Origin of the sequence: Loktanella sp. IMCC34160, from assembly GCF_004145845.1 — a bacterium.
Lineage (GTDB): Bacteria > Pseudomonadota > Alphaproteobacteria > Rhodobacterales > Rhodobacteraceae > SELP01.
This window is the reverse complement of record NZ_SELP01000002.1, coordinates 298,877-312,778: the sequence shown is the minus strand read 5'-3', so window position 1 is coordinate 312,778 and position 13,902 is coordinate 298,877. Positions and strand designations below refer to the sequence as shown.

Sequence of the window (13,902 nt, the reverse complement as noted above, 5' to 3'; positions counted from 1 at the left end):
AATGGAATTTGCATCCGACAATGCGGGCCCGGCCCATCCGCAAGTGCTTGAGGCGCTGATCGCCGCCAATGCGGGCTATGCCGGCGGCTATGGCACCGACAGCGTGACAGAAGCCGTGCAGGCCCGCATCCGTGACATATTCGAGGCGCCCGAGGCCGCAGTCTATCTGGTGGGCACCGGGACGGCGGCGAATGCGCTGATCCTTGCCACGCTGACCAACCCCTGGGACACGGTGTTCTGCACCTCCATGGCCCATATCAACGAAGACGAATGCAACGCGCCGGAGTTCTTCACCGGCGGCACCAAGCTGACGCTGGTGGACGACACGGACGCCCGGATGGACCCCGAGGCCCTGCGCGCCGCCATCGCCACCGAGGAAAGCCGGGGCGTCCATGGCCCGCAGCGCGGCCCGGTGTCGATCACGCAGGTGACCGAACGCGGCACCGTCTATTCGCTGGACCAGATCCGCGCGATCACCGGTATCGCCCGCGATTTCGGCCTGAAGACCCATCTGGACGGGGCGCGGTTTGCCAATGCGCTGGTGGCCCTTGGCTGCACCCCGGCCGAGATGACGTGGAAGGCCGGCATCGACGCGGTCAGCTTTGGCGGCACCAAGAACGGCTGTCTTGGGGTCGAGGCCTGCATCTTCTTTGACCCGGCCAAGGCGTGGGAATTCGAATTGCGCCGCAAGCGGGGCGCCCATCTGTTTTCCAAGCACCGCTATCTGGCCGCACAGATGCAGGCCTATTTGCAGGACGACCTGTGGCTGAACAGTGCCCGCGCCGCCAATGCCGCCGCCGCGCGACTGGCGGACGGGTTTGCCACCCACCCCGAGGTGACCCTCGCCCATCCGGCCGATGCGAACACCGTCTTCGCCCGGTTCCCGCGCCATCTGCACGCCAAGATGCTGCGCGCCGGGGTGCATTACTATGTCTGGGACGGGGACGCGTTTAGCGGCGACCCGGAGGAGCAGCTTTTGGGTCGTTTCGTCCTGGACTGGAGCGCGGACCCGGCGGAAACCGACAGGTTTCTGGAATTGCTCGCGCAGGGGTAACAGCCAAGCCTCTGGCGCAGGGGTCGGCCTGGGCCGCTCTTTAGAGCCGCCCCGCCAGATGATCGTCGAGATGTTCGAGCCGATCGTGCCCCCAGAACCGTTCATCCCCGTCGGTGATGTAGAACGGCGCGCCGAAGACGCCCCGATTGACCGCCTCTTCCAGATTGGCGGCATAGGTTTCCGCCCCCATCAATAGCCCGCTGTCGGCAAGCCCCGGATCGAACCCGGCCCCGGACAGGCAGGCCCGGATCACATCATCCTGGCTGATGTCCTTCTCTTCGGCCCAGACCGCCCGCAGGAAGGCGCGCACCAGCGCCCCCACGTCGCCCCCACCCGCCGCCTGCGCGGCGATGATGGCATAGGAGGACGGCGCGGCATTGGTCGGAAAGAACATCGGTTGCAGGTTCAGCGGCATCCCGGCCTTGGCCGCGCTCCGGCGCAGATCCTGCAGGCGATAGGCCTGACGGTTCGGATGCCGGTCCTTGGGCAATTGGCCACCGGTCCGGGCATACAGCCCCACGATATCCATCGGCTTGTAGGTGATCGTTGCCCCATGGGCCGCCGCGATCTGTTCCAGCCGGTCACCCGCAAGGTAGGTATAGGGCGAGATCGTCGTGAAAAAGTAATCAATCTGCGGCATTTGCCCACTCCCTGCTCAGGTTTTCTTTGCCTGACCGTATCCCTGTGCTACGCGGTGTCAACGTCACGATTCCGTCACCAAACCGGGACGGAAGGCAGAACCTGGGGACCCTATCGACATGCCGACCATGACCGAACCGAAACTGATTTCCGGAAACGCCAACCTGCCCTTGGCCAAGGCGATGGCGCGGCGCATGTCCATGCACCGGGGCATGAACGTGGGGCTGGTGGACGCGCGCGTCGAACGGTTCAATGACCAGGAAATCTTTGTCGAGGTCTACGAGAACGTCCGCGGCGAGGACATGTTCATCATCCAGCCCACGTCGAACCCGGCCAACGACAACCTGATGGAACTGCTGATCATCGCCGACACGATGCGGCGGTCTTCGGCCGACCGGATCACCGCCGTGATCCCATATTTCGGTTACGCCCGTCAGGACCGCCGCGCCAAGGCCCGCACGCCGATCTCGGCCAAGCTGGTTGCCAACATGATGGTCACCTCCGGCATCGAGCGGGTTCTGACGATGGACCTGCACGCCGCCCAGATTCAGGGCTTCTTCGATATTCCCGTCGATAACCTCTATGCATCGCCCATCTTCGCGCTGGACATCATGCACCACTTCAAAGGCCAGCTACAGGACGTGATGGTGGTGTCGCCCGACGTGGGCGGCGTGGCCCGCGCCCGCGAATTGGCCAAGCGGATCGGCGCGCCCCTGTCGATCGTCGACAAGCGCCGCGAAAAGCCGGGCGAAGTGGCCGAAATGACCGTGATCGGTAATGTGTCCGGCAAGAAATGCATCATCGTCGATGACATCTGCGACACCGCCGGCACCCTGTGCAAGGCCGCCGAGGTTCTGATGGAACATGGCGCGACCGAAGTGCACAGCTATATCACCCACGGCGTTCTGTCCGGCCCCGCGGTCGAGCGGATCACCAAATCGGTGATGAAATCGCTGGTCATCACGGATTCGATCGAACCGACCGAGCCGGTGAAGAACTGCCCCAACATCCGCATCGTTCCGACCGCGCCGATGTTCGCCCAGGCGATTCTGAACATCTGGAACGGCACCTCGGTGTCGTCGCTGTTCGAACATGAAACGCTCGTGCCGATCTACGAAGGCATGTATCAGGCGGGCTAATCCGACCTGACAGACCGACAGAATTCGGGGCGCCGCGGGCGCCCCTTTTCATGTCAGTCGACGGTCCAATCGTCGTCGTGCGGCAATTCACCGATGGCCTGCCACGACACCCGCACGCGGGCGACCTTGGTGTCGCCCCAGGTGCGGAACACCAGCGCGGCGCTTCGTTCGGTCACGTCTTCGGCCTGAATATCCATGCGGGCGATGGTTTCGTTGGACACGTCCCACATCGTCAGCCAGCAGGTCACGACCGGCGGGGTCTTGAACGCTTCGGAGAACATGACAACGGCACGGGTCTGGCGCGGTCCCTGCCCCGTCCACATGACCCCGTCATGTTCAAAGTCGGAAAACAGGACCACTTCTCCGTGGTCGACGCCGACAAGATAGTTGCGCAAACGTTTCATTGTGCAATCGGTATCGCGGACTAATGGTTAATTTTCGAAAAAACTAAGGCGATGAAGAACACCGTCAATGGTTCACCGTCCAGTTGAAAAAGTATAGGCCCCGCGGTTTCCCGCGGGGCCCAGTGTATCGTTCCGGTATCAGTCAGCCGATCAGCTGGCCGACAGACCCAGCTGGCTGCCCACCGCCTGAAGGTCGGTGACAACCTTGGCGCTGTCGTCAGACTTGGCGATCTCATGCGCCTCGCGGGCGCCGGCCAGCATGCCGTTGAAGGCGTCCTGGGTCACTTCGTCTTTCGGCAGGGCTTGTTCGGCCAGAACCGAGACGCCTTCCGGCGTGATCTCGGCAAAGCCGCCGGACACGAGGTATTCGTCGGCCCCGGACCCATGCACGACCCGAAGGATGCCGGGGCGCAGGGTGGTGATCGTCGGAGCATGATCGGCCATGGCCGTCATGTCCCCGTCGGCACCGGGAATCTGGACCTCGCGGGCCTGAACGGAAGCAAGCTTCCGTTCGGGCGACACGAGATCGAATTGCAGCATCTCTGCCATCTAATTGGCCTCCTTAGGCGGCGGCGGCCGCCATGCGTTCGGCTTTGGCGATCACTTCCTCGATGTCGCCAACCATGTAGAAGGCACCTTCGGGGAGGTGGTCATATTCACCGTTCACCACGGCCTTGAAGGACGCGATGGTCTTTTCAAGCGGCACCTGCACACCGTCGGAGCCGGTGAACACCTTCGCCACGTCGAACGGCTGGGACAGGAAGCGCTGGATCTTCCGGGCGCGGGCCACGGTCAGCTTGTCCTCTTCCGACAGTTCGTCCATGCCGAGAATGGCGATGATGTCCTGCAGCGACTTGTAGCGCTGAAGGATACCCTGAACCGAACGGGCGACTTCGTAGTGCTCTTCGCCCACGATCGCCGGATCCATCAGACGCGAGGTGGAGTCGAGCGGGTCCACGGCGGGGTAGATGCCGAGTTCCGAAATCGCACGCGACAGAACGGTGGTGGCGTCGAGGTGGGCAAACGAGGTTGCCGGCGCCGGGTCGGTAAGGTCGTCCGCGGGAACGTAGATGGCCTGAACCGAGGTGATCGAGCCTGCCTTGGTCGAGGTGATGCGTTCCTGCAGGGCGCCCATGTCGGTGGCCAGCGTCGGCTGGTAGCCCACGGCCGAAGGGATACGGCCCAGAAGTGCGGACACCTCGGAACCGGCCTGCGTGAAGCGGAAGATGTTGTCGACGAAGAACAGAACATCGGTGCCGGACTGGTCGCGGAACTGTTCCGCAAGGGTCAGACCGGACAGGGCGACGCGCATACGGGCCCCCGGCGGCTCGTTCATCTGGCCGTAAACAAGGGCCACTTTGGATTCGGTCAGGTTATCGGGGACGATAACGCCGGATTCGATCATTTCGTGATAAAGGTCGTTGCCTTCACGGGTCCGTTCACCAACACCGGCGAACACGGAGAAACCCGAGTGCACCTTTGCGATGTTGTTGATCAGTTCCATGATGAGAACGGTCTTGCCCACGCCGGCGCCGCCGAACAGGCCGATCTTACCGCCCTTCGCGTAGGGGGCCAGAAGGTCCACAACCTTGATCCCGGTGACCAGGATTTCGGATTCGGTCGACTGGTCAGCGAATTCCGGGGCGGGCTGGTGGATGGCGCGGGTTTCCTTCGCCTTCACCGGGCCTTTTTCGTCCACGGGCTCGCCCACGACGTTCAGGATGCGGCCCAGGGTCGCGTCGCCAACCGGCACCGAGATCGGCGAGCCGGTGTCGACCACTTCCTGACCACGGACCAGACCTTCGGTCGCGTCCATCGCGATGGTACGGACGGTGTTTTCGCCAAGGTGCTGGGCCACTTCAAGAACCAGCTTCTTGCCGTTGTTGTCCGTGGTAAGTGCGTTAAGGATCGCCGGCAGCTGATCCCCGAACTGCACGTCCACAACGGCGCCAATCACCTGCGTGATCTTGCCTTTTGCGTTTGCCATATTCGTTTCTCCGGTTCTTTAGAGCGCCTCGGCGCCCGAAATGATTTCAATCAGCTCGTTGGTGATCACAGCCTGACGCGAGCGGTTGAACTCGATGGTCAGCTTGTCGATCATTTCCCCAGCGTTGCGGGTGGCGTTGTCCATGGCGGACATCCGGGCACCCTGTTCCGAGGCGGCATTTTCCAGCAGGGCAGCAAAGATCTGCGTCGCCACACCACGCGGCAGCAGGTCGGCGAGAATGGCCTCTTCGCTGGGCTCGTAGTCGTAAAGCGTGCTGGCCCCGTCGTCTTCGGCGTCGAAGGCGGCCGGGATGATCTGCTGCGCCGTCGGGATCTGGCTGATCACCGACTGGAACTGCGAATAGAAGATCGTCGCCACGTCGAACTCACCGCCTTCGAAGCGGCTCAGGATGTCGCGGGCGACGTCCTGGGCATTCGCATAGCCGATGCGCTTGACCTCGGACAGATCCACGTGCGCGATCAGAAGATTTCCGAAGTCGCGGCGCAGCTGTTCACGGCCTTTTTTGCCGACGGTCATGATCTTCACGGTCTTGCCCTTGGCGGTCAGTTCTTCCGCCTTGAGCTTGGCCAGTTTGACGATCGAGGAGTTGAAGCCACCGCAGAGGCCCCGCTCAGCGGTCATTACCACCAGAAGGTGGATCTGATCGCTGCCGGTCCCCGACAGAAGCTTCGGTGCGGAATTCGACCCGCCCACCGAGGCCGCAAGCCCCGACACCACAGCATTGAAACGCTCGGTATAGGGACGGGCCTGTTCGGCCGCATCCTGTGCCCGCCGCAGTTTCGCGGCGGCCACCATCTGCATGGCCTTGGTGATCTTGCGGGTCGATTTGACCGACTCGATCCTGTTTTTCAGGTCCTTAAGACTTGGCACTGCCTTGTCTCCTTATCCAAAGCCGGGGTTTAGGCGAAATCGGCGGCGAATTCGTCCAGAGCGGCTTTGATCTTGTCCTCGGCCTCGCCCTTGATCTTCGGGTCTTCCTTGGTGAGGTAGGCCAGAAGGTCGGCGTGCTTGCCGCGCAGGTGACGCAGCAGGTCGGCTTCGAACCGGCCAACGTCCTTGACTGCGATCTTGTCGAGGTAGCCCTTGGTGCCGGCGTAGATGACGCAGACGATTTCCGCGTTGGTCAGCGGCGAATACTGCGGCTGCTTCATCAGCTCGGTCAGGCGGGCACCACGGTTCAGCAGCTGCTGGGTGGCGGCATCAAGGTCCGAACCGAACTGCGCAAAGGCGGCCATTTCGCGGTACTGGGCAAGTTCCAGTTTCACCGGACCGGCGACCGACTTCATCGCGTTGGTCTGCGCCGAGGAGCCCACGCGGGACACGGACAGACCGGTGTTCACGGCGGGGCGGATGCCCTGATAGAACAGTTCGGTTTCAAGGAAGATCTGACCGTCGGTGATCGAGATCACGTTGGTCGGAATAAAGGCCGACACGTCGCCGCCCTGGGTTTCGATGACCGGCAGAGCGGTCAGCGAACCGGCGCCGAAGTCTTCGTTCAGCTTGGCCGAACGCTCCAGCAGGCGGGAGTGGAGGTAGAACACGTCGCCCGGGTAGGCTTCGCGGCCCGGCGGACGACGCAGAAGCAGCGACATCTGACGGTAAGCAACGGCCTGCTTGGACAGGTCATCATAGATGATCAGAGCGTGGCGGCCGTTGTCACGGAAGTGTTCGGCCATCGCGGTTGCCGCATAGGGGGCAAGGAACTGCATCGGCGCCGGGTCGGACGCGGTGGCGGCCACGACGATCGAGTATTCCAGTGCGCCGTTTTCTTCCAGCTTTTTCACCAGCTGGGCCACGGTGGACCGCTTCTGACCAACGGCCACGTAGACGCAGTAAAGCTTCTTGCTCTCGTCGTCGCCGGCGGCTTCGTTGTAGGACTTCTGGTTCAGAATGGTGTCGAGCGCGATTGCGGTCTTGCCGGTCTGACGGTCACCAATGATAAGTTCCCGCTGGCCACGGCCGATCGGGATCATGGCGTCGACGGATTTCAGGCCGGTCGCCATCGGTTCGTGAACCGATTTACGGGGAATGATGCCCGGGGCCTTCACGTCGGCAACGCCGCGCTTCTTGGTCTTGATCGGGCCCTTGCCGTCCAGCGGGTTGCCCAGACCGTCCACAACGCGGCCCAGCAGCTCGTCGCCAACCGGCACGTCCACGATGGCCTTGGTGCGCTTGACGGTGTCGCCTTCCTTGATGTCCCGGTCAGAGCCGAAGATCACGACGCCGACGTTGTCGGCTTCGAGGTTCAGCGCCATCCCGCGGATACCACCGGGGAATTCGACCATTTCACCGGCCTGAATATTGTCGAGGCCGTACACGCGGGCGATCCCGTCGCCAACCGACAGCACCCGGCCCACTTCGGCCACTTCGGCCTCTTGGCCAAAGTTCTTGATCTGGTCCTTCAGGATCGCAGAAATTTCTGCAGCTTGGATCGCCATTATCCGACCTCTTTCATGGTGTTCTGGAGAGCGTTGAGCTTGGAGCGGATCGAGGTATCGATCATCTTCGAGCCAACTTTAACGACAAGACCGCCAATGAGGCTTTCATCGACGGTCGTATTGATTATCACGGTCTTCCCGACCTGCGCGGCAAGGGTCTTGGCCAGCTTGTCCGACTGGGTCTTGGTCAGGGCCTTGGCCGAGATCACCTCGGCCGTCACTTCGCCCTTTTCCTCGGCCAGCTTGTCGCGCAGCGTGGCAAGCAGCTGAGGCAGCACGAACAGGCGACGCTTGGACGCCAGAAGCGCCAGCGTATTGCCGGTCATGCCGGAAAGTTTCATCTTTTTGGCAAGGGCCGCCATCGCGCCGGCCTGTTCGTCGCGGCTGTAAAGCGGCGAGGAAATCAGCGCCCGCAGGTCGTCAGAGCCGTCAAGTGCGGCCGACAATGCGTCGATGTCGGATTCGAGGCCCTTCAGCCCCTTGCTGTCTTTGGCGAGGTCGAACACCGCGGACGCATAGCGCTGCGCGATGCCGGAGGAGATCGAAGCTGGTTCGGACACGTCCACCCTTCCGATGTTAGTTTGCCCTGCCCGCTGGTCCGGGTCTCGGTCAGCGGGAGGGCAGGTTCGTGGGCCCGGCCATGTCGGCTGGGCGGCAAAATCAGGGGGGATGTAGCAGAGCCTTAATAACGGGGCAACCGCCTTGACGCGGAAAGATGGGGCGGTCGGGCACCTGTTTTCAAAGGTTTGGCGCGGGGTGCGACCATCTGCGCAGTATGCGACGGCATACCAAACGCGGGCTTTCAGACAAATTCGCCCCTTTTCGGCGAATCTGCGGCGCGGGGCCGGTCCTAGCCCCTTGGCAGGGTCCGGGGCTGGGGCCGGGTGGGAATCTCTTTCAAAAGACCGCCGACCCCCATCGCCGCGATTTCAGCGGCCCCGACGGGCACACCGCACAAGACCCGCTCGAGCACCCAATCGGCGCCATTCAGGGCCGGGCTGCGGGCACAACCGGGCAGGCCGATGACCGGCTTTGACCCCATCGCGCCGATCAACAGCAGGTTGCCCGGATCGACCGGCATACCGAACCGGTCCACCCGCCCCCCGGCCAGCCCCACGGCCGACGGAGCCACATCATGAATGTCAGAGGTGGCAGAGGCGGTCAGGATCATCAGCACCTCGCCCTCGGCCGCGTGCAGGGCGTCGGAGATGGCATCGGCTCGGTGTGGAACGATCACCCGCCCGTCCAGCCCGATCCCCAGCCGGTCCAGCCGCCCCTGCATCGCGGCCCGCCCCTTTGGGTTGGGATCGGTATCGGTGGTCGTCGTCTCGATCAGGGTCACCGTCCGAAAGACCGGCGGCAAAAGGCATAGCGCCCCTGCCCCCGCCGCCGCCGCGCGATCCACCGCCGTTCCGTCCACCCCGTAGGCGATGATCTTGACCGTTCCGACCATTCCGTCCGGATCGGCGCGGTGCCATTCCGGCACGGTGGCCAGCGTGATCATAGGATCGACAGCATTCAGCGCATCGACCGCCGACCGATCGACCCGGACAATCCCCGGCCCCGTCGCGTGAAGGTTCACCCGCCCCGTCGCCGCCTGCGTCACCCGCAGCCCCTGCCCCGCCACCGCCGCCGCGATGCGCGTCGCCGCCGCGTCTTCATGCAGATCGCCCGGCGACAGCCGCGCGGCAATGACCGTGGCCACCCCATCGGCCCGCAGCAGGGCCTGATCCTCGCAGGTCAGTACCCGGCCCTTGCGCAGCCGCCCCGACGTCAGGTCCAGCGAATGGGCAAGGATCGCGCCGCGCGCCGCGGCCACAGGGATCGGACCGAACTCCACCGCCCTACCCTTTCCGCAGCCGTTCGGTGATCTGGGCCATGACCGACACGGCAATCTCTGCCGGGGACCGCGCACCGATGTTCAACCCGACGGGGGCATGGATGCGGGCGATGTCGTCGGGGCCGAACCCCGCTTCGGTCAACCGGTCCACCCGCTTGGCATGGGTGCGGGTCGATCCAAGGCAACCAAGATAAAACACGTCGGACCCAAGCGCGGCACGGATCGCCGGATCGTCCAGCTTTGGGTCATGGGTCAGGGTCACAACGGCGGTGCGAGGATCAAGACCGACCTCTGCCATCGCCTCGTCCGGCCAACCATCCAGAATGACCTCGCCGGGAAACCGGTCTTCGGACCCGAAGACCGGGCGCGGGTCGATCAGCACCGGGTCATAGCCACAGGCCCGCGCCATCGGTGCAAGATGCTGGGCGATATGCACAGCGCCGACAATGATCATCCGCAGGGGCGGGTTGTGAATGGCAACGAAGGTGCGGTTGTCCTCTTCGACCCCCGACCGGTCCATGCGAAACCGGTCCGGGAAATCCCCGGCCCCGGCAAGGCGCCGCGCGGGCCCTTCCAGATCCGCCACATATGCCACCTGCCTGCGGACGGCGCGCTCCGCGACGAGATCCTCCAGAACCGGCAACGGCAGAGCCGTGCCCACCGGTTCAACCAGCACCTTGATCCGGCCGCCACAGGCCAGCCCGACGGCAAAGGCCTGATCGTCGGACACGCCGAATTCCATCAACCGGGGCTTGCCGTCGCCCTCGACGGCCTCGATCGCCTCGGTGATTACCGCACCCTCGACACAGCCGCCCGACACCGACCCTTCCATCGCGCCGTCCCGGTCCACCACCAACTGGCTGCCCACCGGGCGCGGCGCCGATCCCCAGGTCTCGACGACCGTTGCAACGGCCACGCCCCGCCCCGCGCGATGCCAGTCCAGCGCGGTCTCGGGGATCTGTTCAAGGCGGGTCAGGGCCATTGCTTTGCTCCTTCGCGATGTGGGTGCAGGATTTGCCAGCCGCGCGCACTTGTCCACCTGTCAAATGGTGGCATAGGGTGCGCGGACCTTCATTTGCCGGATTTTATCGCGCTATGCCTCCCAATCCGTTTGCCAATATTGCGGCCGACCCCGAAAAGCTGCGGCAGGCTCTGGCGTTGCCCGCGCCGGAAAAGACCTTTGTGATACATTTCACGCCCCGGTCCGGAAGTTCCTGGCTTACGGATATCTGTGAACAGACCGGGCGGCTTGGACGTCCCGGCGAAATGTTCAGCCCGCGGTTCGTGCCGGACATCGCCCGACACATGGGGATCGACAATATCGACGATTACGCCCGGGCGATTGCACGGGACCGGACAGTCGGCGGGGTCTTTGGGTTCGAGATCACGTTTTTCCAACTGCGCAGGACTTTTGGCGGGCCAAAACCCTTCCTTGCCCATTTTCAAGACGCGACCCATTTCTGGCTGATCCGCGAAGATATCGTCGCACAGGCCGTCTCTCTGTCCAAGAAGGCGCAAAGCCGGATCGGGCACGCCGTTCATGGCGATGCCGATGCGCTTGCGCGGGCGGATGATGAATTTGCCTATGACGCGCAGGACATCGAGAAATGGGTCGGCCATATCCGCAAAATGGAAGTGCAGGCCGAGAAGTTCTTCGCCAACTATCCGCTGACGCCCGTCCGGATGAGCTATGAACGGATGACCGCCCGCCCGCCCGAAGCCGTGGTCAACGAGATCGCAAAGGCCATCGGAATCGGCCCGGTGGCTGGCAAATCCACCCCGATCAGAACCGGTCACGCCAAGATCGGGACCGACAAGAACGCCGACTTCGCTGCCCGGTTCCGAAAGGATCGGGCCGGTCTGATCGCCGATCTCGAGGCCGAAAGAGCGGCCATGCTTGCCGCCCTTGACGAGACACCGGACGCTGGTCGCAGGCGCGGTTGGTGGCCCTTCTCTCGCTAGAATAAAAAACGCCGGGGACATGCCCCGGCGTTTTCAGTTTCGGCCACTCCCGCTGATCAGTTCAACAGGTTTGGAATGATCGTCACCACCGCCGGGAACAGCGCCAACAAGAGCAGCCCGAACACCTGGATCAGCACGAAGGGCGCGACCCCGCGGTAGATATGGCCCGTCGTCACCTCTTTCGGGGCAACCCCGCGCAGGTAGAACAGCGCGAACCCGAAGGGCGGCGTCAGGAACGAGGTCTGAAGGTTCACCGCGACCATGATCGTGACCCATTTCGGATCGAACGACCCGCCGTAGATCACCGGGCCGACAATCGGGATCACGATGTAGATGATCTCGAGGAAGTCGAGCACGAAGCCGAGGATGAACAGCACCAGCATCACGATCAGGAAGGCCGTCCATTCATTCGAGAACGAGCGCAGGAAGTCCTGAATGTAATGTTCCCCGCCAAAGGAGATCAGCACGAGGTTCAGAACCTGCGACCCGATCAGGATGGTGAAGACCATCGACGTCACCTTGGCCGTTTCCCGGACCACCGGACCCAGAACGTTTTCTCGCAGCAAGTGGATGCAGGCCCAGCCGAGGCCGAACATCGAGTAGAGGAAGGCCGCGAAGGTCACGAGGAAGGCGACCATGTTCTCGAACGAGGTATTCTGGTTCAGCCGCATGTCGAAATTGGTGCCCAGCAGGATCATCACCATCATCGCCAGTGCGGTGCGGATGATGATCGTCGGCTTCAGCCCCGCTTCGGTCAGCTTCCGGGCCGAGGCGAGCAGGATCGCCCCACCGGCCCCAAGTGCTGCCGCCGGGGTCGGGTTGGTGATCCCGCCAAGGATCGACCCAAGCACCGCGACAATCAGCACCAGCGGCGGGAAGACGACGCGGAACAGATCATTCTGGAACAGACGGCCAAGCGCCTCCCAGCTGCCATAGGCGGCCAGCGCCAACGGCACAGCGATCAGCACCAGCGTCATGCCCGGGCTGGTCAGCGGCGTCAGGAAGGCCACATCGACCAGAAGGACACCAAGAACCCCCACGGCCCCGGCAAGAAGCGGGGTGGCGGACAGGGTCGGGTTGATCCCCCGCCCAAGCGCCAGAAGCAGCCCCAGAAGCAGCGCGATCACCGACAGGCCGGTGCCAAGCGCCGGGGCGTTGTCCAGCAGGTCGACAAGCAGCTCTGCGCGCTCGTCCTCGGTCAGTTCGCGCGATTCCTGTGCCCCGCCAGCCGCGTCGATGGCGGCCTGTTCGGCAACCGCCTGATCCCAGGCCTCCTGCCCGTGCAGGTCGATCATCGCGGCCTGACATTCCGGGCCGACGTTGGTGCGCAGCGATGCCGCCTCGCCGGTGTCGGAATAGGTGTCGACGATGGTGCTCTGGCCACCCAGAACGCCGACCTGCATCAGAATGATGAAGGCCGCGACAAGACCGGCCGGCGCATAGAGGAACCAGGTCAGCTTGTCATTGCGGGTTGCGGGAATGCCCTCTTCATCCTCGAACATGACCGCGGGGGCCTTCGACGGATTGAGAAGCGCAAAGCCAAAGGCATAGGCGGCGTAAAGGAAGGCCAGCAGGATCCCCGGCAGAAGCGCGGCCTGAAACAGCGTGCCCACCGACACCACGGCCGGTTCGCCCAGATAGGTCAGCGCGTCGTTACACCCGGCCAGTTGCGCCCGGTCTTCCTGCGCCGCTGAATAAAGGTCGCCCGTCAGCGTGCCCAGAAGCACCAGAACGATCGAAGGCGGAATGATCTGCCCCAGCGTCCCCGAGGCCGCGATGACCCCGGTCGCCAGTTCAGGCGAGTAATTGTTGCGCAGCATGGTCGGCAGGGCCAGAAGGCCCATGGTGACCACGGTCGCGCCCACGATCCCGGTCGAGGCGGCAAGGAAGGCCCCCACCACCACGATCGACACGGCCAGGCCACCCGGCAGCGGGCCGAAGACCTTGGCCATCTTGGTCAGAAGTTCATCCGCGATCCGCGACCGTTCCAGAACGATCCCCATCATGACGAACATCAGCACCGCCAGAAGGGTTTCAATGGATTGGCCCGCAAAGACCCGTTCGTTCATCCGGTTGACGATGAAGGACACGTTACGGTCCATCGCCACTTCCCAGCCTGCGGGGAACACCGGTTCGGCGATCCTTGGAAGCTCTGGATAACTGAAGACGGATATCGCGCCGGGTTTGATCCCCTCGGCCACAACGGCCGCGTATTCCGCCGACCCCTTGTCAATCGCCTGGTGGATCAGCAGCCCCGCATTATCCAGCGCGGCAATGATTCCGAATGCGATCATCCCGGCACCACCGATGGCAAAGGCCACCGGAAAGCCCGACAGGATCGCGGCAAAAAGCGTCAGGAAAACGATGATCAGGCCGATCTCGACGCCATCAAGTCCGAAAAGCATGGGTTCCGTTCCT

At 63.4% G+C, this 13,902-nt stretch carries 13 protein-coding genes; 3 read left to right on the top strand and 10 right to left on the bottom strand.

Annotation, left to right across the window (positions count from 1 at the left end; translation table 11 throughout):
* The first annotated feature begins 1 nt into the window (after position 1).
* The gene (locus EU803_RS05850; protein WP_129680747.1) at positions 2-1,054 is read left to right on the top strand and encodes a beta-eliminating lyase-related protein; all 1,053 of its coding nucleotides are present in this window, start codon (positions 2-4) and stop codon (positions 1,052-1,054) included.
* Between the two features lie 40 nt (positions 1,055-1,094).
* On the opposite strand, the gene EU803_RS05845 is transcribed toward EU803_RS05850, so the two are convergent.
* Positions 1,095-1,694, bottom strand: a complete 600-nt coding sequence (locus EU803_RS05845; RefSeq protein ID WP_129680745.1) for a 2-hydroxychromene-2-carboxylate isomerase — start codon at positions 1,692-1,694, stop codon at positions 1,095-1,097.
* A gap of 118 nt (positions 1,695-1,812) precedes the next feature.
* On the opposite strand from EU803_RS05845, the gene EU803_RS05840 reads away from it, so the two are divergent.
* Positions 1,813-2,832, top strand: coding sequence for a ribose-phosphate pyrophosphokinase (locus EU803_RS05840; RefSeq protein WP_129680743.1), 1,020 nt, complete (start codon positions 1,813-1,815; stop codon positions 2,830-2,832).
* Positions 2,833-2,885: 53 nt separating this feature from the next.
* Here the strand turns inward: EU803_RS05840 and EU803_RS05835 are convergent, their stop codons facing one another.
* From EU803_RS05835 to EU803_RS05800, 8 genes are all read right to left on the bottom strand, one after another.
* The gene (locus EU803_RS05835; protein ID WP_129680741.1) at positions 2,886-3,236 is read right to left on the bottom strand and encodes an H-type lectin domain-containing protein; all 351 of its coding nucleotides are present in this window, start codon (positions 3,234-3,236) and stop codon (positions 2,886-2,888) included.
* A 150-nt stretch (positions 3,237-3,386) separates the two neighbouring features.
* Positions 3,387-3,785 (bottom strand): F0F1 ATP synthase subunit epsilon, encoded by a 399-nt coding sequence (locus EU803_RS05830; protein WP_129680738.1) that lies wholly within the window; start codon positions 3,783-3,785, stop codon positions 3,387-3,389.
* A 13-nt stretch (positions 3,786-3,798) separates the two neighbouring features.
* Entirely contained in the window at positions 3,799-5,223 is a 1,425-nt protein-coding gene (gene atpD, locus EU803_RS05825) for a F0F1 ATP synthase subunit beta (RefSeq protein ID WP_129680736.1), read from the bottom strand.
* 18 nt (positions 5,224-5,241) lie between these two features.
* Entirely contained in the window at positions 5,242-6,114 is an 873-nt protein-coding gene (locus EU803_RS05820; RefSeq protein ID WP_129680734.1) for a F0F1 ATP synthase subunit gamma, read from the bottom strand.
* A 29-nt stretch (positions 6,115-6,143) separates the two neighbouring features.
* Positions 6,144-7,682, bottom strand: coding sequence for a F0F1 ATP synthase subunit alpha (atpA, locus tag EU803_RS05815; RefSeq protein ID WP_129680732.1), 1,539 nt, complete (start codon positions 7,680-7,682; stop codon positions 6,144-6,146).
* On the bottom strand, positions 7,682-8,242 hold the full coding sequence (locus EU803_RS05810) for a F0F1 ATP synthase subunit delta (RefSeq protein WP_129680730.1): 561 nt from the start codon (positions 8,240-8,242) through the stop codon (positions 7,682-7,684). Before EU803_RS05810 ends, atpA begins: the two co-directional genes overlap by 1 nt.
* Before the next feature lie 290 nt (positions 8,243-8,532).
* Positions 8,533-9,522, bottom strand: a complete 990-nt coding sequence (locus tag EU803_RS05805) for a molybdopterin-binding protein (RefSeq protein WP_129680728.1) — start codon at positions 9,520-9,522, stop codon at positions 8,533-8,535.
* Between the two features lie 4 nt (positions 9,523-9,526).
* Positions 9,527-10,498, bottom strand: coding sequence for an XdhC family protein (locus tag EU803_RS05800; protein ID WP_129681580.1), 972 nt, complete (start codon positions 10,496-10,498; stop codon positions 9,527-9,529).
* A 119-nt stretch (positions 10,499-10,617) separates the two neighbouring features.
* Here EU803_RS05800 and EU803_RS05795 point away from each other — a divergent pair, with 119 nt between their 5' ends.
* The gene (locus EU803_RS05795) at positions 10,618-11,484 is read left to right on the top strand and encodes a Stf0 family sulfotransferase (RefSeq protein WP_165352786.1); all 867 of its coding nucleotides are present in this window, start codon (positions 10,618-10,620) and stop codon (positions 11,482-11,484) included.
* A gap of 56 nt (positions 11,485-11,540) precedes the next feature.
* Here the strand turns inward: EU803_RS05795 and EU803_RS05790 are convergent, their stop codons facing one another.
* On the bottom strand, positions 11,541-13,889 hold the full coding sequence (locus tag EU803_RS05790) for a TRAP transporter large permease subunit (protein ID WP_129680723.1): 2,349 nt from the start codon (positions 13,887-13,889) through the stop codon (positions 11,541-11,543).
* Positions 13,890-13,902: the final 13 nt, after the last annotated feature.